The organism is Ulvibacter sp. 2305UL32-6 (assembly GCF_058148545.1).
Genome location: NZ_JBYVKA010000001.1, coordinates 1,049,425 through 1,071,847, shown reverse-complemented (window position 1 = coordinate 1,071,847; position 22,423 = coordinate 1,049,425). Strand labels below are relative to the sequence as shown.

The 22,423-nt window shown below is 38.8% G+C and carries 15 protein-coding genes; 9 read left to right on the top strand and 6 right to left on the bottom strand.

Going from position 1 to position 22,423, the window contains the following annotated elements; all coding sequences use genetic code 11:
- Positions 1 to 21: 21 nt before the first annotated feature.
- A complete protein-coding gene (locus ACY2RU_RS05165) occupies positions 22 to 1,059 on the top strand; it encodes an NADP(H)-dependent aldo-keto reductase (protein WP_490137338.1) in 1,038 nt (345 codons plus the stop codon).
- On the opposite strand, the gene ACY2RU_RS05160 is transcribed toward ACY2RU_RS05165, so the two are convergent.
- Positions 1,056 to 2,420: an acyl-CoA dehydrogenase family protein gene (locus tag ACY2RU_RS05160; protein WP_490137337.1), complete on the bottom strand. Its 1,365-nt coding sequence runs from the start codon at positions 2,418 to 2,420 to the stop codon at positions 1,056 to 1,058. The two genes, ACY2RU_RS05165 and ACY2RU_RS05160, sit on opposite strands and share 4 nt — an antisense overlap.
- A 295-nt stretch (positions 2,421 to 2,715) precedes the next feature.
- Here ACY2RU_RS05160 and ACY2RU_RS05155 point away from each other — a divergent pair, with 295 nt between their 5' ends.
- On the top strand, positions 2,716 to 6,675 hold the full coding sequence (locus tag ACY2RU_RS05155) for a T9SS type A sorting domain-containing protein (protein ID WP_490137336.1): 3,960 nt from the start codon (positions 2,716 to 2,718) through the stop codon (positions 6,673 to 6,675).
- A 3-nt stretch (positions 6,676 to 6,678) separates the two neighbouring features.
- On the opposite strand, the gene radA is transcribed toward ACY2RU_RS05155, so the two are convergent.
- Positions 6,679 to 8,052 (bottom strand): DNA repair protein RadA, encoded by a 1,374-nt coding sequence (gene radA, locus ACY2RU_RS05150; RefSeq protein ID WP_490137335.1) that lies wholly within the window; start codon positions 8,050 to 8,052, stop codon positions 6,679 to 6,681.
- A 47-nt stretch (positions 8,053 to 8,099) separates the two neighbouring features.
- On the opposite strand from radA, the gene ACY2RU_RS05145 reads away from it, so the two are divergent.
- From ACY2RU_RS05145 to ACY2RU_RS05130, 4 genes are all read left to right on the top strand, one after another.
- On the top strand, positions 8,100 to 10,106 hold the full coding sequence (locus ACY2RU_RS05145; protein WP_490137334.1) for a tetratricopeptide repeat-containing sensor histidine kinase: 2,007 nt from the start codon (positions 8,100 to 8,102) through the stop codon (positions 10,104 to 10,106).
- 47 nt (positions 10,107 to 10,153) lie between these two features.
- Positions 10,154 to 12,178, top strand: coding sequence for a sensor histidine kinase (locus ACY2RU_RS05140; protein WP_490137333.1), 2,025 nt, complete (start codon positions 10,154 to 10,156; stop codon positions 12,176 to 12,178).
- A 22-nt stretch (positions 12,179 to 12,200) separates the two neighbouring features.
- Positions 12,201 to 12,827, top strand: coding sequence for a response regulator (locus ACY2RU_RS05135; RefSeq protein WP_490137332.1), 627 nt, complete (start codon positions 12,201 to 12,203; stop codon positions 12,825 to 12,827).
- A 90-nt stretch (positions 12,828 to 12,917) separates the two neighbouring features.
- On the top strand, positions 12,918 to 13,577 hold the full coding sequence (locus ACY2RU_RS05130; RefSeq protein ID WP_490137331.1) for a response regulator transcription factor: 660 nt from the start codon (positions 12,918 to 12,920) through the stop codon (positions 13,575 to 13,577).
- A 421-nt stretch (positions 13,578 to 13,998) separates the two neighbouring features.
- On the opposite strand, the gene ACY2RU_RS05125 is transcribed toward ACY2RU_RS05130, so the two are convergent.
- The 4 genes from ACY2RU_RS05125 to panC all read right to left on the bottom strand — a co-directional run bounded on the left by ACY2RU_RS05125 (position 13,999) and on the right by panC (position 17,537).
- Positions 13,999 to 15,147, bottom strand: coding sequence for an alpha/beta hydrolase (locus ACY2RU_RS05125; protein WP_490137330.1), 1,149 nt, complete (start codon positions 15,145 to 15,147; stop codon positions 13,999 to 14,001).
- A 76-nt stretch (positions 15,148 to 15,223) separates the two neighbouring features.
- Positions 15,224 to 16,189, bottom strand: coding sequence for a lysylphosphatidylglycerol synthase transmembrane domain-containing protein (locus tag ACY2RU_RS05120; protein WP_490137329.1), 966 nt, complete (start codon positions 16,187 to 16,189; stop codon positions 15,224 to 15,226).
- A gap of 1 nt (position 16,190) precedes the next feature.
- Positions 16,191 to 16,538 carry an aspartate 1-decarboxylase gene (gene panD / locus ACY2RU_RS05115; protein WP_490137328.1) on the bottom strand — a complete coding sequence of 116 codons (348 nt, stop codon included), beginning with the start codon at positions 16,536 to 16,538 and terminating at the stop codon, positions 16,191 to 16,193.
- A 147-nt stretch (positions 16,539 to 16,685) separates the two neighbouring features.
- Complete coding sequence (gene panC / locus ACY2RU_RS05110) at positions 16,686 to 17,537, bottom strand: pantoate--beta-alanine ligase (RefSeq protein WP_490137327.1); 852 nt, start codon at positions 17,535 to 17,537, stop codon at positions 16,686 to 16,688.
- A 182-nt stretch (positions 17,538 to 17,719) separates the two neighbouring features.
- Between panC and ACY2RU_RS05105 the strand changes: the two genes are divergently transcribed.
- Genes ACY2RU_RS05105 through glmS form a run of 3 tightly spaced genes read left to right on the top strand, consistent with a single transcriptional unit; the run spans position 17,720 to position 22,047 of the window.
- Positions 17,720 to 18,538, top strand: a complete 819-nt coding sequence (locus ACY2RU_RS05105) for a glycogen/starch synthase (RefSeq protein WP_490137326.1) — start codon at positions 17,720 to 17,722, stop codon at positions 18,536 to 18,538.
- 41 nt (positions 18,539 to 18,579) lie between these two features.
- On the top strand, positions 18,580 to 20,193 hold the full coding sequence (bamH, locus tag ACY2RU_RS05100; RefSeq protein ID WP_490137325.1) for a BamH family beta-barrel-assembly machinery protein: 1,614 nt from the start codon (positions 18,580 to 18,582) through the stop codon (positions 20,191 to 20,193).
- Between the two features lie 6 nt (positions 20,194 to 20,199).
- Positions 20,200 to 22,047, top strand: a complete 1,848-nt coding sequence (gene glmS / locus ACY2RU_RS05095) for a glutamine--fructose-6-phosphate transaminase (isomerizing) (RefSeq protein ID WP_490137324.1) — start codon at positions 20,200 to 20,202, stop codon at positions 22,045 to 22,047.
- Positions 22,048 to 22,423 lie beyond the last annotated feature (376 nt).

Sequence of the window (22,423 nt, the reverse complement as noted above, 5' to 3'; positions counted from 1 at the left end):
AGCTGTAAATTGCGCCGAGCTATGAAATACACTACTTTACCCAATACCGATCTTAACGTAAGTAAGATTTGCCTAGGAACCATGACGTGGGGCGAACAAAATACCGAAGCCGATGCCCACGCTCAATTAGATTTTGCCTTTGAAAAAGGTGTAAATTTTATTGATACTGCCGAAATGTATTCGGTACCGGCAAAAGCTGCAACCCAAGGCAAAACAGAGCAGTATATTGGGAGTTGGCTCGCTAAAACCGGTCTGCGAGATAAGATTGTCTTAGCTTCAAAAGTCGCTGGCCCGTCACGCGGATTTACTCACCTAAGAAAACAATTAGATTTTAGCAAAGCCTCCTTACAGGATGCGCTAGATAAAAGCCTTCAACGACTACAAACAGATTATTTAGATCTTTATCAATTGCATTGGCCTGAGCGCAGCGTTAATATTTTTGGTGTTCGTGATTATAACTATAAAGCCAATTCACAATGGGAAGATAATATTGGGCAAATTTTGGATAATGTAAGCAGTTTTGTGGCCCAAGGGAAGATCCGTTATGCAGGCTTATCGAATGAAACACCTTTTGGATTGATGCGCTATATGGAAGAACATAGGAAGGGTAAGCTAAAGATGGTTTCGGTACAAAACGCATATAGTATGCTGCAACGCCGGGATGAGGTTGGTTTAACTGAAGTTCTACAAATGGAAAAGATAGGTTATTTGCCGTATTCGCCACTTGCTTTTGGAGTGCTTACAGGGAAGTATTTAAATGATCAGAAACCCGCAGATGGTCGGGTAACACTATTTCCAAATTACAGTCGGTATAGCGCAAAAGGTGCATTAAAAGCTACCGAGTTATATCGTGATATTGCAATAAAACATAGTTTGTCGCTTACTCAGATGGCTTTAGCTTTTGTTACTCAAAAACCTTTTGTTACTTCAAATATCATTGGAGCGACAAAGCTCTCCCAGTTAAAGGAAAATATAGGTAGCATCGATGTTCATCTTTCCGAAGAAATTCTTGCTGAAATTGAAGCGGTACATACCCTGTTTCCGAATCCAGCCCCTTAACTCACAAAAGCGCTATAACCAGTAATTGCGCGCCCCACAATGAGAGTGTTTATTTCTTTGGTGCCTTCATAGCTATAAATAGCTTCAGCATCGGCAACAAAACGAGCTACATCATATTCAAGCAGAATTCCGTTTCCACCCATGACTTCACGCGCTCTACTTACAACATCTCGGGTTCTCATACTACAAAATACCTTGGCGAGAGAGGCGTGCTCATCGGTTAAGATCTCTTGATCTTGCATTTCAGAAAGGCGGAAACACATGGTTTGCATGGCAGTAAGATTGGCAACCATTTCAACCAAATGACTTTGTATTAGTTGAAATCGAGCAATGGGTCTGCCAAATTGTTCTCTCTTTTTAGTGTATTTTAAGGCACTTTCGTAAGCTCCACGAGCGCAGCCCACCGCTTGCCAGGCAACACCTGCTCGGGTCATCTTAAGTACCTTGGCCGTATCTTTAAAAGAGTCGCAGTTTTGGAGTCGGTCGTTTTCAGGAACTCTACAGTTGGTTAAGGTTATCAGGGCATTTTGCACCGTTCTAAGTGCCATTTTATCTTCCATCTTTTCTGCTACAAATCCGGGGTTCTCTTTTTTGACAATAAAACCTTTTACTTGATTTGTTTCCTTTTCACGCGCCCAAATAATGGTAATATCACTAAAGGTGGCATTTCCGATCCATTTTTTTTGTCCGTTGATGACCCATTCTTCTCCCTCTTTATAACAGGTAGTTTCCATACCTCCCGCAACGCCTGAACCCACATTTGGTTCTGTAAGTCCGAATGCACCAATAACCTCCATCCGTTGCATTTTGGGCAACCATTCCTGTTTTTGCGTTTCATCACCACAGAGGTAGATAGAACCCATGGCGAGACCACTATGAACGCCAAAAAAGGTAGAAATTGAAACATCGATGCGGGCAAGTTCCATAGCCATAATACCTTCCATTAAGAAGGTTTCGCCCGGACAGCCATAACCGTGGTAAGCGATACCACAAATATTTAATTCGGCCATTTTAGGAATGATATGATGAGGAAATTCAGCGCGATTCCAAAAATCATTGGCGATCGGTTTGATCTCTTTTTCCATAAACTGTCGCACCTTAAGTTGAATATCCCGTTGATGTGGTGTTAGTTTAAGACTGAGATCGTAAAAATCGCCATCAATGGGAGGCAATTTATGTTGACCTTTTCGGGCTTTGGTTTTAAGCATGCGCATAAGACCCGCGAGTTGTCTATCATCTAAGGACCCTACGGTCTTCATTACTTCGGAAAGGTCTACTTTTTCAGAAAGTTTTGCGATGGCTTGAATATCAACCGATTTTAATACGGAAAAGGTTTGCTTGATTTTTGAGAATACAGACATATTGGTGGTTTTAATGAATTAAAGATAAACCGAAAATGTTCAGACACCGCCCAACAAAGTGTTAATTATAGCTATTGCGGTGGGCAATCGAACTACGTGTGGATGTTAAAATTTCCGAAGAAAATAAAGTAGTTACAGCATATTATTGCCAAAAAACCGATAAAGATAGTCTAAGGGTTTTCATAGATTTTTGGTCCATTTGGCTGCAAAATAGTGTCGTTTGGCTAAATTTTTATAAGGTCTAAAGAGGATGTTTTAGTTTTAAGTAGTTGATTCCCTAATAAAACGACTTACTATGAAACAATTATCGCTCTGTCTATTTTTACTTTTTTTTCCATTGCTAGCTATTGCGCAACCCATGAATGACACCTGTGGAAACAGTATAACCATCACGGTGCCCACAGGTGGCTCAACGCAATATGCAGCCGATTTAACAACGGCTACAGAAACGCAAGAGGGATCTTGTTTGGTTACGGGCGATGATAATCTTGATCTCTGGTATGATTTTGTGATGCCAGTAACTGGAAATGTTCGTGTAACAGATATTGGTTCGTTTGAAAATGTGACCATTTTTGATAGTTGTGGTGGTACCGAGCTGGCTTGTTTTTTTAATGATGGCTTTGTGTATGGTTTAATAAGCGGAATTTCATATAAAATGCGCTTCGGGATTCGTTCTAATTTTACGCTCAATCAAACCTTCAATATTGAGGCATTTGAGGCTATTTCAAATGATGAATGTGCAACTTCCGAATTGATAACAGTTACCACAACTGGAATCACACAGGTCAACTTAGATTATAGAGCGGCAACCGAAAGTATAGATGGCTCCTGCGAAACGCCTGCAAACACAAATCACGATGCTTGGTACACTTTTGTGATGCCAGAAGACGGTAATATTCGAGTGACTAGTTTAGGCTCATTTGAAACGGTTACCTTATTTGATAGTTGTGGAGGCACTGAAATTACGTGTTTTTATGATGATGGCTTTATATATAATTTGACCAAAAACCAAACGTATACCATGCGTATGGGGTTATTCTCAAACTTTACGACCGATTCATCATTTGATATACAGGCTTTTGAAGCTTTGCCTAATGACGACTGTATTGATCGTGAAACTCTGACAATTACAACGGCGAATTATCTTGAGACTTCAGTAGATATTAGACGGGCGACTGAAAGCATTGATGCAAGCTGTGAAACGCCTGGAAATACAAACTTGGATGCTTGGTACGAATTTGAAATGCCCGTTGACGGAAATGTTCGAGTAACTGGTATTGGCGGATTTACAAACATAGCGGTTTACGACAGCTGTGGAGGCACCGAGATTGCTTGCTTCTTTGATGATAATTTTGTTTATAATTTGACTGAAAATACAACCTATGTCTTACGTGTTGGTCTTGTAGCAGGTTTTGCAGGGGTTATTAATTTTAGACTTCAAGCTTTTGAAACACTACCTAATGATGAGTGTGTCTCTTCTGAAGAGATCACTGTAACTACTATTAATTACACTGAAACAGCGTTAGACATACGTCGGGCCACCGAAAGTATAGATAGTAGTTGTGAATCGTCTGGAAATTTAAATTTAGATGCTTGGTATAATTTTGACATGCCCGTAGACGGAAATGTTCGAGTTACTAATATCGGCGGATTCACAAATATTACGCTCTTTGATACCTGTGGCGGGACAGAAATTTCATGTTTTTATGATGATGGCTTTTTTTATGATTTGAGTGAAGGCCAAAACTACACCATGCGAGTTGGTTTAGTTCAAGGGTTCGCAGACGAAATGAATTTTAGATTGCAAGCCTTTGAGGCGGTTGGGAATGATCAATGTGTAGATAAAGAGACCCTTTTAGTGGAAACGGCAAATTATATTGAAACCAGTTTGGAAATTCGAGGTGCTACAGAAAGTATAGATAGTAGTTGCGAAACTGCGGGGAATACAAATTTAGATGGTTGGTACGAATTTGAGATGCCTGTTAACGGAAGTGTTAGAGTAACCAATATTGGTGGTTTTACTACAGCTACGCTTTATGATAGTTGTGGTGGTGCTGAAGTTGCCTGTTTTTACAATGATGACTTCTTTTATGGTTTAACTGAAGGAAATACCTATACGCTGCGTCTCGGCTTAGTTGAAGGATTTGCCGACACGATCAATTTTAGGGTTCAAGCGTTTGAACAAATACCCAATGATGAATGTGCTAATGCAACCGTTATCAATGTGCCTACTGTAGATTATTCAGAAATTACGGTAGAATTTCGCGGAGCGACAGAAAGCATAGATTCATCTTGTGAAACTGCTGGGAATACCAATCATGATGCCTGGTATCAATTTGTCATGCCAGTTGATGGTACGGTTCAGATCACTAATGTAGGCGGTTTTGATAATGTTTCTTTATTTGAAAGCTGCGGAGGCACTGAAATAAGTTGCGATTTTAATAATACTACATTTTTTAATCTAGCTGCAGGAACAACCTATACGCTTCGTATGGCTATTGTATCTGGTTTTTCAGGTTTGTCAAATTTTAGAATACAAGCTTTTGCTGCACCTTTAGCTGCTTGCGTTGCAACGGTCGAATTTGTTGGCGGGGTATGGCTACCTAACGCCCCAGACATAACTACAAACGTAATTCTTAGAAATAACTATGATACCACAACACCCGGTCTTGGAAGTTTTAGTGCTTGTAGCGTTTCTCTAGACAATAATGTGACGCTAACAATAGGTGCCGGTGATTATGTAGAGGTGGGTTATGATGTCAACGTTCCGCCAACGGCCATACTCGATATTTTACATGAAGGAAGTATTGTGCAGCGTGACGGAAGCTCAGTTACAACCAACAATGGTACGGTTCGCGTACGTAAAACTACACCGTTTTTACGCCCAAGAGATCTAATGCTCATGGGAAGTCCTATGGATCTAGAAACCCGCAATGGTGTATATAATAATGCATTTTTAGTATTGAATCATACCACGAGTAATTTTGTTCCAAACCCAGCAGTAGCCGCCATGTTTCCGCTCGCTGAAAATTTTATGGATGACAACAAAGACAATTGGACGCGTTATGATCTTGGGCCTATTAATGTGGGCGAAGGTTATATTGTTCGTCCGCAGTCGGGTTATTTAGACGGAAATACCACCTATGATCTTATCTATGATGAGGGAACACTTAATAATGGAGATATTCCCTTTAATGTGATCTTTAACAACGACAAAAATGACAGTCCGAATTTCCTCGGAAATCCATATCCATCGGCCATCAATGCAGATGACTTTATTAGAACCAACAGCATGATCGATGAAGTTTACTTTTGGGAACACCTTACGAGACCATCTAATTCCCTTCCAGGACCGTATCCGAAAAACTTTAACATGGAAGATTTCTCTATGTATAATCTTGCAGGAGGGATCGCAGCCGCATCAGATCTTACTGGCGATACGCAGCCGGATGGGAACATTGCTTCGGCCCAAGGTTTTGCGATCAAAGCGAATGCAGCTGGAACGGCCATGTTTACGAATGAAATGCGCAGACTAACCAATAATGATACTTGGAGAACTTCTTCCGAAGAGAAAAATAGACTTTGGTTACAAGTTGCTAATCAGGAGTTTGAGTTTCAAGGAACAACGCTTGTTGCCTTTTTAGATAATGCAACCGCGGCTTTAGACCAAGGCTATGATAGTCGGCGTATTGCAACGGTTGTCTCCTTGTATTCACAGCTTGAGACGGGAGAAGAATTGGGGATTCAGTCGCGTGAAGCATTTGATGCAAGTATTAAAATACCGATTGGATTCTCGTCACTAGTAAAGGCGGCCACAGATTACACTATTTCCATAAAGAAGATAGAAGGTGCAGATCTACTAGCTTCGGAAGTTTTTCTGTTTGACAGTGTAAAAAATGTAATTACTAATCTTTCTTCGGAAAATTATACGTTCACAGCCTTTGCCGATGATTATAAAAGTAGGTTTACCGTGTTCTTTTCGCAAGAAGTATTGGGTGTAGCTGGTTTTGCTTCCGAGGACATTACGCTGCTCCCAAATCCGGCTAGAGATCAGGTAGTTTTGGCAAATCCAAAAGGGTTAACTTTAGAACAAGCCGTTTTTTACGATATTTCGGGGCGTGTTGTAAAAGAGGTCACATTAACGGGCATGGGAAGTGCTAAGACAATTGATATTTCAGACTTAGGTTCGGCTATGTATATGGTTCAGCTTTCAGGAGTTGATATTTCAATAAGCACGCGCTTAATAAAGGAATAAAAGTTAGCCGAATAGGTGATGCACTACGTCGTGTACTTTAGCAACTTTAATAATATTGATGCCGTAGTTTTGCTTCGGAAGTTTACAGTGCTTAGAAATAATTATGGATGAGAAGCCTAGTTTTTCAGCCTCTAAAATACGTTGGTCTACGCGGGTTACAGGACGAACCTCGCCCGCAAGGCCAATTTCGGCAGCAAAGCACATTCCTTTTTCAATAGCAATGTCAATATTGCTGGAAAGCACGGCAGCTACAACAGCAAGATCGATAGCGGGATCGTCAACGCTAATCCCTCCTGTGACGTTTAAAAATACATCTTTCGCGCCTAATTTAAAGCCTGCTCTTTTTTCAAGAACAGCTAGGATCATGTTGAGTCTTTTAGCATTGTACCCTGTAGCGCTTCGTTGTGGCGTACCATAGACTGCAGAGCTTACCAATGCTTGAATTTCGATCATTAATGGGCGCATGCCTTCGAGCGTTGCGGCGATGGCCGTTCCACTCATGGGCTCATCATTCTTCGATATTAAAATTTCCGAAGGATTACTCACTTCCCTAAGTCCGCTGCCCTGCATTTCGTAAATACCCAGTTCGTTTGTACTTCCGAAGCGATTTTTGTTTGCACGCAGAATGCGATACACGTGATTGCGATCGCCTTCAAATTGAAGTACGGTATCAACCATATGCTCCAAGATCTTAGGACCTGCAATATTTCCGTCTTTGGTAATATGACCAATTAGAATTACGGGTGTAGCCGTTTCTTTGGCAAATTTGATGAGTTCGGTAGTGGTTTCTCGAATTTGCGAGATGCTTCCGGCACTGCTTTCAATATAATCGGTATGCAGTGTTTGAATAGAATCGATGACAACGATATCAGGTTGCATTTCGGCTATATTGGTAAAGATATTCTGTGTTTTAGTTTCTGTAAGAATGTAACAATTCTCTGAATTAGGATGAATTCGGTCTGCGCGCATTTTAATTTGCTGCGCACTTTCTTCGCCAGAAACATACAAGGTTTTATACGGAAGTTGCAACGCGATTTGCAACATCAGTGTACTTTTTCCAATTCCAGGTTCTCCGCCTAAAAGGGTGAGGGATCCTGGGACGAGGCCGCCACCCAATACTCTATTCAACTCATTGTTTTGCGTGTTGAGGCGCGCTTCGGCCTGCATAGAAATATCGGCTAAACGTTGCGGTTTAGCAGCTCGCTTTGTGGTTGATGTGCTTGCGGCTGAAGACGTGTTCCAGGCCACTTTTTCGGCTTTTTGAATGATCTCTTCGGCAATGGTGTTCCATTCCTTGCAAGCATTACATTGTCCTTGCCATTTGGCATATTGCGCGCCGCAGTTTTGACAGAAAAAGGTGGTTTTAGTTTTGGCCATAATCGTTTTGCTAAAATAGCTATATTTACACGACTAGTAACCAACTTATGAAACAACTTGCCTCACTTTTTTTCCTGTTTTGTTGCACTTTTATTTTTGCTCAAAGCACCGAATTGTCTCAAAAAGTAACAGAATTAAAATCTAAAATTGCCATTTCAGAAAAAGCTGAAAAGCTGGCTTGGATGGATAGCTTAACGTTGCTGGTCGAGTTTAATGAAGCCTTTGGTTATGAAGCTATCATCAATCAAAATATAGCGTATGCATTAGCCATTAATTCGTTGAGTACCGCCACGCGGCATACAGCCGATATCTTATTTTACAAGAGTTCTATTCTTGGTTTACCTGCGGAAGGATTAACTGTATTCAATGCCTTTGTTGCCAAGCACCCACAGTTACTTGAAGATCGAAATACGGTTAACTTGTATCTCTATGCTGGCGACTGCTATTACGGGCTGGGAGATCTAGAGGCTGCCATGGAGAGCTTTCAAAAAGCAAAACAAATTGCGACTTTAATTGGAGATAAAAATAGGATTGCTTTGGTCATGCAACGTATGGCCTATGCCAATATTGAAATTGGAAAATTGGCGGAGGCTTCAACCGATTTGCAAGCATCATTTAATATTTTTAGTGAGATCAACGATACCATCAGTATGGTTAATTCCAAAAATGGCTTGGCGAATTTGTACAGCCATAGTGGATTTTATGCTGAAGCATCGGCCGAAAGGCAAGAAGCATTAAGGCTTATAGAAAATATTGGAGGAGGAGCATTAACCTCACTATATTACAACGAAGCGGCCGATCATAGGTTACAAGGAAATAATAAAGAATGGATCCGATATTTGAATTTGGCTCGTGAAGTGAATGAAAAGTCGGAGTACCGCCAGGCACTTTTGCCAAACATCTTAAGCAATTTGGTCATTGCGCATGCATTAAATGATAGTCTTAGCAAGGCCGAAAGTTATTTTTCAGAAGTAAAAGCTATACCTTCTATTACAACCGATTACCGAACATTTTATGTAGAAGCCTTAAAGCAATTATCTTTTGCCAAAGGAAACTACAACGAAGCGTTGCAATACGGAACCGAACATCTTGCTTTAAAAAGAGCGGAAGACGGCTTTGTTGAGATCTATAATGCCGAAAAATTTTTAGCTGATGTTTATGCTGCTATGGGCAATTCAAACAAAAAAAATTATCACTTATCGAATTACTACGCCATTAAAGATTCGATTTCGAATGTTCAAAACGTTCGGAATCTAGCGTATTATCAAACCTTGTATGAAACAGAAAAAAGAGATAATAAGATCGCGGCGCAGCAGAGTAATATTGCTCTATTAGATCAAAAGAATAAAATTAAAAACCAATTGCTTCTTTTGGGTGGTATTGGATTGCTAGTAGTTTTTGTGTCGATTATTTTATGGCGGTCACGGAATGCAGCTAAGCGCAGGGTGTTAATGCAAGAGCAGTTTTCTCAGGATCTTATTAACGCACAAGAAGATGAGCGTATACGAGTTGCACGTGAGCTTCATGATAGTGTAGGTCAAAAATTAATGCTACTTTCAAAAAAAACCAGAGGTATGGGAGATGCTTCGGTAGACTCTCTTGCAGATGGAACTTTAGCCGAGTTACGCAATATTTCTCGCGGACTTCATCCTAGTATTTTAGAAGACTTGGGGCTTACAGCTGCCATTGAATCTATGGTCAATGAAGTTGATGCAAATACCTCCATTTTCTTTACAAATGATATTGAAAACATCGATAATGCTTTGTCTAAAGAGTCTTCCTTACATTTATACCGAATTATTCAAGAGGTTTTAAACAATATGGTCAAACATGCAAATGCGAAAGTGGCTTCAGTTGTAATTGATAGGAGAGAACATACTATTGTTGCTGAAATAAAGGATAATGGAAGTGGTTTTGACATAGCTATTGGAAAAGGAACGCGGAGTCTAGGAATGAAAACACTTCGCGAACGAGCAAAGATTTTAAAATCGAATTTACAGATCAAGAGTGATATAAATGCGGGGACTATAATTAGATTGGACATTCCTTTATAAGGTTGAAAACGAGTATATTTACCGTTATAAACAAGTTCCTACTTCCTGTGAAATATACTTTTTTACTTTTATTGTGTTTAGTGATAAGCTTGCCTAGTTTATCTCAAGAGCCTACTTCCGAAGAAATTACAAGAGAATTAGAGCAAAAAATTGCCGAAACAGAGGGTGCCCAAAAACTTGTGTTTATGGATAGCCTATCAAATTATATTGCGTTTGACACAGCGTTTCAAGATGATAGCATAATACGCGAAACTGTAGATTATGCGATTGAGCTTGATTCTTTCGATATTGCCATGGCACAAACGGCAAATCTTATCTATTATCAGAATAATATAAAGGGAAACCCGATTCAGGGGAAAGAGCTTTTAATAAATTCTTTGCAAAACGCATCCAAAATCAATAACCATCGTATTCTTTATAAACTTTACCTTGAAGGTGGAGACTCTTATTATTTTATAGAGGATCACGACAACGCCATAAAGTATTATGACTTGGCAATTTTGGAAGCTCAGAAGGCCGACTATCAGCGTGGTGTTGGCGTTGCAAAACTCTATAAAGGAGGGTCTCTTAGCTTTACAGGAAAGTATGCTGAGGCGTCAAAGATATTTCAGGAAGCTGCAGTTATATTTAAGCGAGAAAAAGACACGTTCAACATCATTGGAGCGAAAAACTCACTTTCTGTGTTGTACAGTCAGAATGATTTTTTTGAGGAAGCTCAGAGAGAACGGGAAGAAGCAATTACACTCGCCAAAAAAATTGGGAGTACAGAACATTTAGTCTCATTTTATTATAATGCCGCAACAGATGCAAGTAAGCAAGATGATACTAGGGCCGAAATTTCCTATTTGAATTTGGCACTAGAAGCCAATGCAAAAAACCGAAATAGGGAAGTTATGTTGCCTGTGCTTTATTCAAACTTGATACCAGCCTATGCCAAGGCCGATAGTTTAAACAAAGCAAAATCATTGCTAAGAGAGCTTGAAAAGGATCCTTCAAAGTTTACCGAAGGAATTAACAGAGAAAATTATGTAAAAACTCTAAAGAATTTGGCCTTTGTTGAGGGGAATATGGCCGATGCAATTCGTTATGGTAATGAGCACCTGGCCTTTAAATACAAGGGCAATCATTATGAAGAGATCGAGTTGGCAGAAAGTTTTTTGGCACGTGTATATGAAAAAATGGGCGATAAGGTAAGTGCATATGGCCACCTTAAGAATGCAACTCGTTTAAAAGATTCTATCTCAAATGTACAGCGAGTTAAAGCATTAACCTATTATCAAACACTATACGAAACTGAAAAGCGGGATGCTACTATTGCTACCCAGCAAAAAGATATTCAATTGCTGGATGCAAAAAACAAAATTAAAAATCAATGGATGATTGTGGGTGCCATGATTTTGTTATCTATTTTCGGTTTTATACTTTTTATGCGTTCTCGTAAAAGTGCTAAAAAAAGGCAACAGATGCAAGAGGTATTTTCTCAAGACTTAATTAAGGCTCAGGAAGAAGAACGCACGCGAGTAGCGAGAGATCTGCATGATAGTGTTGGGCAAAAGCTTATGTTATTAACAAGGCAGACCAAGACACATGGTGATACGGCACTTCAAACACTCGCTGGCAGCACATTGGAAGAATTGAGAAATATTTCACGTGGTCTCCATCCGTCGACCATCGAAAAATTAGGCGTGACAGCTGCCATCGAAACTATGGTAAATGAAGTGGATGCAAATTCTAATATATTTTTTACTAATGAAATAGAAAATATTGACACACTGCTCTCAAAAGAAGATGCTCTGCATTTATATCGTATTATTCAGGAAGTACTGGGGAATATGGTAAAGCACTCGCAGGCTAAGGCAGCTTCTGTTGTGTTGAGAAAGGATGATCACAGTATTCGTGCAGTTATCAAAGACAACGGGATAGGTTTTGATTATGCTGAAAAAGAGCAAAAAAGTATTAGCTTAGGAATGAAAACCTTGATGGAGCGAACTAAAATTATTAGATCTAAACTTTTTATTGAAAGTATAAAAAATAAAGGAACCACTGTTTCATTACAAATTCCGTCCCTATAGTATGATTAATAAAGATTTTTCCGTGGTGATCGCAGACGATCATCCCATGTTATTAAGAGGTTTATTAGACGAGCTTAATAGTCATAATTACAATGTAGTTGCTGAAGCAGGAAACGGAGCAGAAGCTCTGGAAGCGATTTTGCTCCACAAGCCTACCATAGCGCTATTAGATATTGACATGCCTGAATTAACCGGCTTTGAAGTAGTAAGAGCGGCTAGAGAGAAAGAAATAGACACAAAATTTATCGTGCTCTCATTTCACAAAGAAATGGAATATGTGATTCAAGCCAAGTCGCTTCAAATTGATGGATATTTACTCAAGGAGGATTCCTTTGCAGAAATTGAAAATTGCATGCAATCGGTGTTGGCGGGACGTGAATTTTTTAGTAGCGCCTTTACTACTCTATCGCTAGAACATGTCTCTGATGAGCTTGATAAACTCAAAGTTTTGACTCCTTCAGAAAAAACCATTCTCAAGTTAATAGCACAAGGAGTAAGTACTTCTTCTATCGCAGAAACATTATTTGTCTCATCTCGAACTGTTGAAAAGCACAGGAGTAATATAAAGTTAAAACTAGGAATTGCCGGTGGAGCAAATAGTTTAACTACTTGGTGTCTGACCAATAAAAATATTATTCTAGACATCTAAACAAGGTCATGTTTTGGTAAAATCTACGTAGTAATGCGTATTTTATTCTCGTACTTGTTTTCTTACCTTGCAGGAACTAACAACCAAGACATGAAAAAAATTAAGCTCTACCTGGCTCATAGTCAGGAGGTTTTCCTATTTGGCCTACATCAGGGTTTAGCAAATTTGAATTGTCAAATAGTAGCTTCTCACAAGACAGGAATTGATGCTCTTAATTATATTCTCGAGGAACGCCCTTCCATAGCGATCATAGAGGCAAATATGCCAGTGCTTTCAGCTTTTGACATCATGAAAACAGCTAGCGACAAAGGTGTTACTACAAAATTTATTATTGTATTCTCAAATCTTCAGGAAGAGCACTTAGTCCTCTCGCGTATTTGGCAATTGTCTGGCACTATTTACACGGGTGATAGTTTTGAATCTATAGTGGTCTGTATTCAAAAAGTCGTTGAAGGGAAAAAATGTGTAAGTGATTCCTTTCTGACAAAACAGGAAATCTTTGATGATGTCCCTTTAAAAAATGTGCATCTGCTTTCAGAAACACAGATCAATATTCTTTCTTTAATAGCCCCGTATAAAACTTCGGCAGCAATTGCTAAGGTGCTTAATTTGAGCGAGCGCACAATTGAAAAACACAGAAGTAATATCATTAACAAGTTGAAACTTCCAAAGAAAACAAATAGTTTAACTAAGTGGGCCATGAAAAATCATGTACTTATTCGAAATATCGCTTTACGCACCAATACTTAAAAATTACGTAGTATCACGTATTTACTTGCATGTTTAAATATAATACCTTGCAGATGATATATTCGATTACTAGAAACCAAGTTTAAATTACCCGGTATGATATATGCCGGGTTTTTTTATTCTAAGAACTGAAAAAAAGCATTTTACCCTATATGCAATTTACCTTCATCGATTTCACGTTTCTTTCATTATAACGAAATAATATACCCTACTTTTTTCAATCCGGTAATTACAAAAATAGAAAGTGGCAAGCCTGATATCTACCGTCCAGGTCTCTTTGAAGATCATTTATGGCAAACAGGGGAGTTAGTTCAATATGTGATCTTACTTCGGAAGCAGGAAAAGCCAAGTAAAACCAAATTAACTAAAAAAGCCATCCTCGTTTAGATAAAGGATGGCTTTTTTACGATGTTTATTTTTTTTAATACCCGAAGTCTTCTTTGATCTTATCTGCTTTATCCAGCATCATGTCTACAGTGATAAAGTCTACCTCTTCCTTGTCGAATGCCGCTTGATAAGTACGCATTGCTTTTTTAGGTTCGCCAACCTCTTCATAGTAACGTGCTAAATAGTAATCGCCCAAAACCGTATCTGGATAATCTTTTTTAGCCATGGTTGCGATCTCACGAAGAGATTCCCACTGCTTCTTTTTTTCGGAGGCAGTAGCTGTCGCGATATAATCATTTACGCGAATAGGATTCGTCAAACCGAAAAGGTCTTCAATGGTGCTGTACTTTTCTATCAGATACTGGTGAATGGGAGTTTCCAATTTCATAAGCTTATCTGAAAACTCTTTTTTGCTGATGGGGCGATAGACAGCAAAGATCTTTTCCAGAGCATTCGGAATTCCGCGTCCTACTAAAGAGTAATGTGTGGCTCCATCAAAATTATCAAAATTATAGCTAAAGCGGTCGCTTTTTAGCCCTTTAAGCTTGTTGTTCAAGTCATCTGATGTTTCCATCAAGCCTTTGATATCATCAGTTCCTGTCGCTAAGTAATAAAAAACTTTAGATTCAATGGCCGGGATCCTTTCAGGAAGACGTTCTTCAAGCATGGGTGCTAAGTCTGGACTTAGAATAATATATCCATTAAATAAAGGTGGATCTTTAAAGAGATAGTAGTTTAAAAAGTTTGCCGTAAAGTCGTGACCTACGCCAATTACAAATTTGGCCGTTCTGTAGTTTGTGTCAAGATATGGAACCAATTCAAGACCAATAAATTCAAAAAAATCGGAACCTTTATCGGCGGGCAAAAAATTTGTGTCGTCGTATGCACAGTCTTCATAACGCGTATTACCTTGCATAATTCCCACAACGATAGATTCGGGCATGTCCTCCCAATAACTAAAATAATCTACATTTCCTGCAACTGGCTCAAAAAGGTAGTCGGCATCCAACACGATCACAATTGGATATACTTTCTCAGTATTCGTGTCGTAATTTCTGGGGAGTTGTATTTTAAGTCGTCGAGTCTCGCCTAGTTTCGTAGAATTAAACTCTTCATACACCACTTGAGCCGTAGCGGCAAAGGAGGTTATAAAACAAACAAGTATAAGCAGTATATTCTTCATTGAGGTGTTTTTTAGATGCCGAAAGATAAAAATTAAAAATGAAAGTTGTTTTTCTTCGGAAGAATAACCGGGACCGCTATACGCGGTTTTTATTGTAGAACGGTAATATAAGAAATGCCAATACACCAAAGAACACTATAGACGCGATGTTTGAGGTCCAAACGATCCATCCAAATGCGGTTCCTACAGTTTCTGGAATTCCTAAAATGGCAAGAATTCCTGCAACAAAGAAGGGATACACCCCAAAACCGCTGTTAGTAAAGGCGAAAGAGAAGCTACCCACAACGAAAGTAATGATGAGTGTGCCGATCGCAATAGCTGAAGTTTCCTCAAGCGCTTGGGTTGCTGTATAAAAGGACAATAAGTAAAGACCCCAAATTATAAAAGTATGAAGTATAAATGCGCCCTTCTTCTTCATTTTTAAAATACTAAAAACACCCTCTTTTAATCCAACTAAAAATGTGGTGAGTTTGTGCTTAAGCTTCGATTTAGAGAATTTCAGAAACACTAAAAACAATATCCCCATAACCACTAAACCTAAAACTCCTAATAAGAGCTTTGATGGTTGTATAATGGTGGCTAAATAGTCGTACAACAAATCAAACTGTAAGGCCAACGCGGCCACTGTAAATGCCAATAGGAAGATGAGATCAACAATACGTTCAGTGATAATGGTTCCAAAACCTTTTTCAAAGGGCACGCCCTCGTATTTATCTAAAACAATACCTCGAGAAACCTCCCCACTTTTTGGAATAAACATATTCATTAAATAGGCAATACAAATTGACATAAAGCTATTGGCTAGCTTAGGTTTGTAGCCTAAAGGCTCTATCATAAAAAGCCATCGATAGGATCTTGAAATATGACTGAAAATAGAAAAGGTCACCGCTAGAATTACAAATCCATAATCGGCTTTGCGAAAGTAGAATTTGATTTCTTCAAGTTGTTCCGGTGTGAATTTGGCGTAGCTGTACCAAATAAGAAAAATACCCAGACCTAAGGGAATGGCAATTTTTAGGAACTTGACGAGTGATTTGTTCAAATTAAGTGAGTAAGTTGTCGCTATTTGGGAAAACCAATGCTGGTTTAAAAGCTTTTGCTTCTTCCTGTGTCATGAGCCCGTAGGTAATTAATATAAGAATGTCACCGGGAGCTACTTTGCGTGCAGCAGCACCGTTCAATGTGATTTCACCGCTACCTCTTGGGCCAGGAATAGCATAGGTTTCAAGGCGCTCACCATTGTTATTATTCACAATTTGCACCTTTTCACCTTCTGTGATATTTGCAGCGTCCAGCAAATCTTCATCAATGGTAATACTCCCTATATAGTTGAGGTCTGCACCTGTAACTTTAACTCTATGGATTTTTGATTTTACTACGTGTATAAGCATGGTGCAAAGATAACTTTTAAATTTTCAAGTTTCAAAATTTTTAAAGACAAGACTAAAAGCTGAACGCGGTAGGTTGTAAGTGGCAAACTGTTTAGAGATTTTTGGTTTTTCGATTGTCTAACATCAAGCTTATAGCATCGGGCTTCGCTACCCTTTCCCTAAGTCCATGTTGTCAATAAGACGAATATCTCCTGCAAAGGCTGCAATAAAGGCTCGGTATTGGTTTCCTTTTCGTTTTCGTTGTGCTGTTTTTAAGGTATCACTATTCGCAATTTCAAAGTATTCAAGGCTGAGGTGTTTGCTTTGCGCAAAACGCTGCTGTACAATTTTGTTGATCTGGGAAATGGAATGCGATTTGAATAATGCTTTGGTTTCTTTAAGGGTTTTAGAAATAAGGGTTGCTGCCTCAAATTGTGTTTCAGTTAGGCGTTTGTTTCGAGAGCTCATAGCAAGGCCATTCGGTTCCCTAACAATAGCACATCCTGTGATTTTTGTTGGAATTTGCTCAATTTCGACTAATTTTTTTATGATTTGAAGCTGCTGATAATCTTTCTCTCCGAAATAGGCTGTATTCGGCTTTACAGTCTTCAGAAGCAAACTTACAACCGTACCCACTCCGTCAAAATGCCCTTTTCGATGCTTGCCTTCCATTTCATTTTCAAGATTTCCGAAGTTGAAATGCCGAGAAACTACGGGTCCGTGATAGAGATGTGATGCTTCAGGAGCAAAAACATGTATACTGTCTCCAGCCTTTTTAAGGAGTTGAACGTCGGCATCCAAGGTACGCGGGTATTTTTTTAGATCCCCTGCATTGTCAAATTGTGTTGGGTTTACAAAAATGCTAACCACCACGCAATCATTTTCTTTTAAGGCCTGTGATACCAAGCTTATATGGCCATTATGTAAGGCCCCCATAGTAGGGACAAAGCCAATTTGTTTTGCTTTTCTGAAAGGAGATAGGGCCTTTAAAAGCGATGCTTCGGTAGTGTGTATAGGCATAAAATTGATTTAACGTACAGCAATATTAAGATATTACGGTCAATCTGCATAAAATTTCGTAATTTTGCGTGTTTTTAAAAGCATCAGCAACAGTGCTCTAGAGAGATCCTGTTTTTGCTGCAACAAAGTTCCTAGAAAGGAGTCTTTATCAACGTAGTATTCAATACACAAAAATAAATTAGATGAAAGATAAAAGAATCTTGTATGTGTCTTCGGAAGTAATTCCTTATTTACCTGAGACCGAGATTTCTTCAATGTCGTTTGAAGCACCCAAAATGGTTAATAACAATAACGGGCAGATTCGCATATTTATGCCGCGTTATGGAAATATCAACGAGCGCCGTCATCAATTGCATGAGGTCATTCGTTTGAGTGGAATGAACTTGGTGATCAACGACCTTGATATGCCATTGATAATTAAAGTGGCTTCGATCCCAAAGGAGCGTATGCAGGTTTATTTTATTGATAATGAAGATTATTTTAAACGGAAGGCAACATATGCCGACGAAGACGGAAAATACTTCAAAGACAATGATGAACGCGCAATATTTTTTGCAAAAGGCGTTATAGAAACAGTTAAAAAGCTCAATTGGTCACCAGATATTATTCATGTTCATGGATGGCTAGCAGCTTTCTTGCCGTTATACTTGCGTAATTATTATGGAAATGAGCCACTATTTGAAAATAGTAAAATTGTTACATCTGTATACAATCAAGGCTTCGAAGGAACGTTAAATATGGACGTATTCAATAAGATCATGTTTGATGCCATCGACGATGAAGCGGTCATGGAGTTGAAAGATCCTACATATGAAAATGTAATGAAGGTTGCATTAAAAAATTCAGATGCAGTTATTATTGGTTCTGAAGAAATACCAGCAGGTCTCGAAAGCTATATTGAAGGGCTTAATAAACCGGTTTTAAAATATCATTCAAAAGAAGATATGGAACAGGCCTATTTAGATTTCTACAAGACTGAACTGCTAGAAGAAGAAAAGTAACTTCCCCAAGTTATAGTAAAAGAAAAAAATAAAAAAATTAGATGAAGCGTACCCAAATCTTGCCAAAAGTAATGATCATATTACTTGTCATTATTGGCTTGGCATCATGTGACGAAGATTTTACTTCGTTAGATTCAGAGGTTATCAATAAGCCTATTAACGACATTTTGGATGAGACAAAAACAGTTGTTACCTACAGCCGAAAATTTTTACCTGTAGCAACCAATGGTCTCCCAACGTATCAATTGGGGGTTTATAATGATCCCGTATATGGTAAATCTACAGTTAGTTTACAGTCTCAGGTCACTTTAAGCGAGAATAACCCCGATTTTGGAGTTGATGTTGAATTAGACAGTGTGGTGCTCTATATACCGTATTTCAGTAATCTAGAGATAAATGACGGTATCCGTAGTTTTACACTAGATTCTATCTACGGAAATCAGCCTATTGATATTAAAATTTACGAATCAAATTTCTTTTTACGCGATCTTGATCCCGATTCTAATTTTGAAGATCCTCAGTTGTATTATTCTAATCAAGCAGCGCAGTTTGAAGGATTTTTAGGTCAGGAACTAGCTTCGATTGAAGATTTTAAGCCTAGTGCAAGTGAAATTGTCTTTTTTGAAGATGACTCCGACAAAGAAATGCGGATTAATCCGGGCTTGTATCAAAAACTTCCAAATGATTTTTTTCAGGAAAAGATCATAGATCAAGAGGGCATGTCCGCACTCCTTAATAACAACAACTTTAGAGAATTTTTTAGAGGACTTTATTTTGACGTGCAATCAAGTTCTAATGATGGCAGTTTGTTTTTGTTTGATATGGACGAAGCCTTTATAACACTTTATTACACAAGAAATTCTACCAGTGATACTGACGATAATAGTGGGCCAGATGAAACAGATGACGACGGACGAGCGGAGGATACCTTTAACCTCCGATTTGCAAGTCAGAATGTCAATGTTTTTAAAAATGATCTCAATCCCGGGATTGCTTCAGATCTATTTAATCCAGATTTTGAAAACGGGGAGGAAACCTTATATGTTAGAGGCGGAGATGGTATTGTTACCATCATTGAGCTCTTCGGAAAGACAGACGAAATAAGTTTTGTTGATGGAGCGGAAGTACTTGAACCTAATGGGGTTTCAGACGAATTAGATCGTTTAAGAGAGGATGAATGGCTTATTACAGAGGCTAATTTAAAATTTTATATCGATAAGGATAAGGTTACCGGCGGTTCACAAGAACCAGAACGCCTATCTATCTATGATGCTGTAAATGGGTCTGTTTTAGCAGACTACGCACAAGATGTCACTGGTGGATATGAAGATGTTGATGCTTATAATCAACATTTAGGAAGAATAGTTCGTGATAGTGATGACAATGGTGAATATTATGAAATGAACATTACTCATCATCTCAAGAATTTGATCAATAGAGATTCTACTAATATTCCACTTGCACTTGTGGTATCAAGTAATGTGACGATTCAAGAATATCAATCTCTACAGAATCCTCAAAGCCCTGGTATTTTTAAAGTGCCTGCTGCTACTGTAGTTTCTCCAGAAGGAACTGTGTTGTACGGGAATAATACAACAAATGAGGCTAAGCGACTTAAGTTGCAGATTTATTATACAGAAATTAACGAAGACTAAGAGCACATGTGTGGTATTGTAGGTTACATTGGAAAAAGAGAGGCTTACCCGATTATTATTAACGGGTTAAAGCGCCTTGAATACAGAGGGTATGATAGTGCTGGAATTGCATTATTTGATGGAAATGAAATTCAGTTGTGTAAAACCAAAGGAAAAGTTGTCAATCTTGAAGAGCGAGTAGCTCAAGAGATCTCAACAAAAGGAAGTTTAGGAATTGGCCACACACGTTGGGCTACTCATGGCGTACCAAATGATGTGAACGCACATCCACATTATTCAAATAGTGGGAATTTAGTGATCATACACAATGGAATCATTGAAAATTACGGTTCTATAAAAAAGGAATTGATCAATCGCGGCTACACATTTAAATCCGATACAGATACCGAAGTTTTGGTAAATCTTATCGAAGAAATTAAAAAGAACGAAAATGTAAAACTAGGAAAAGCAGTTCAATTAGCTCTAAATCAAGTAGTAGGAGCATACGCGATCGCTGTATTCGATAAAAATAAACCAGACGAGATCGTTGTGGCTAAACTAGGAAGCCCTTTGGCCATTGGTGTTGGTGATGATGAATTTTTTGTTGCCAGTGATGCAACACCCTTTATTGAGTTTACTAAAACTGCGATCTATCTCGAAGATGAAGAAATGGCGGTTATTCGCAGAGGACGCGATGTAAAGATCAGAAAGATCAAGAATGATAAATTGGTTCATCCGTATGTTCAGGAGTTAAAATTAAATTTGGAGCAGATTGAAAAAGGGGGCTATGAACACTTTATGCTCAAGGAGATCTACGAACAGCCATCGGTAATAAAAGACACCTTTCGAGGTCGATTATTGGCAGACGAAGGGATCATTAAATTAGGCGGATTAGAAGACCATATTTCAAAATTCACCAATGCAAATCGTATCATTATTGTTGCCTGTGGAACTTCATGGCACGCAGGATTAGTAGCTGAATATATTTTTGAAGATTGGGCGCGAATTCCTGTTGAAGTAGAATATGCTTCCGAATTTAGATATAGAAACCCAGTTATTACAGAAAAAGATGTTGTCATTGCTATTTCTCAAAGTGGTGAAACGGCCGATACACTTGCCGCTATTAAATTAGCAAAAGAGCGCGGTGCTTTTGTCTACGGAATTTGTAATGTAGTTGGATCAACAATCTCGCGTGAAACACATAGTGGAACATATACGCACGCCGGACCTGAAATTGGAGTGGCTTCTACAAAGGCCTTTACAACACAGATCACAGTACTGACTATGATTGCTTTAAAATTGGCTAAAATAAAAGGAACTATCTCACAAAGCGACTATATGCTTCACTTACGTGAGTTAGATAACATTCCTGCAAAAGTTTTAGAAGCTTTAGAAAGTGATGACAAGATCAAGGAAATTGCAGAGATCTTTAAAGATGCCTCAAATTTCTTATACCTCGGAAGGGGTTATAACTTCCCAGTAGCTTTAGAAGGGGCACTCAAATTAAAAGAGATCTCGTATATCCACGCAGAAGGCTATCCAGCTGCTGAGATGAAACACGGACCTATTGCCTTAATTGATGAGCAGATGCCGGTAGTTGTGATCGCTGTAAACAGTAATCACTACGATAAAGTGGTAAGTAACATTCAAGAGATCAAATCTCGAAAGGGTAAGATCATTGCTGTAGTTACTGAAGGTGATACAACCGTTCGTGAAATGGCAGATTATGTAATGGAAGTTCCTAATATTCCTGAGATGTTATCTCCGTTAGTAACTACAATTCCTTTGCAATTGCTTTCGTACCATATTGCTGTTATGTTGAAACGCAATGTTGACCAGCCACGAAACTTAGCAAAATCTGTTACTGTAGAGTAATTTTTATAAAGAAGATAATAATTAAAGCCTTCCTTTATTTAAGGGGAGGCTTTTTGTTTATAGTTATGTTGGTTTGTCATTTCGAGGCTAGCGATAAATGACATGTGTTTTACTTTTTTGCATGCTGTATACTGCCATCGGGCAGGGATTGCAGCAAGCTACCCCGCCTTCACGTTCGTTTCGGACGGGCAGGCGTGTAGCGCGGAAAGCCCGGTTCTGCAAAGCGCGGCACGTTAGTAGGCTGTTTTTTCTGAATGGCTTCGCGAAGCAGAAGCCCGCCCAAAGAAACTTCTTCAACTACATCTAAATTTTTCCATCGATTGGGTTGCATATTTAAAGTAGAAAAAACTATCTTTGCACCGTTGAAAATCAAGGT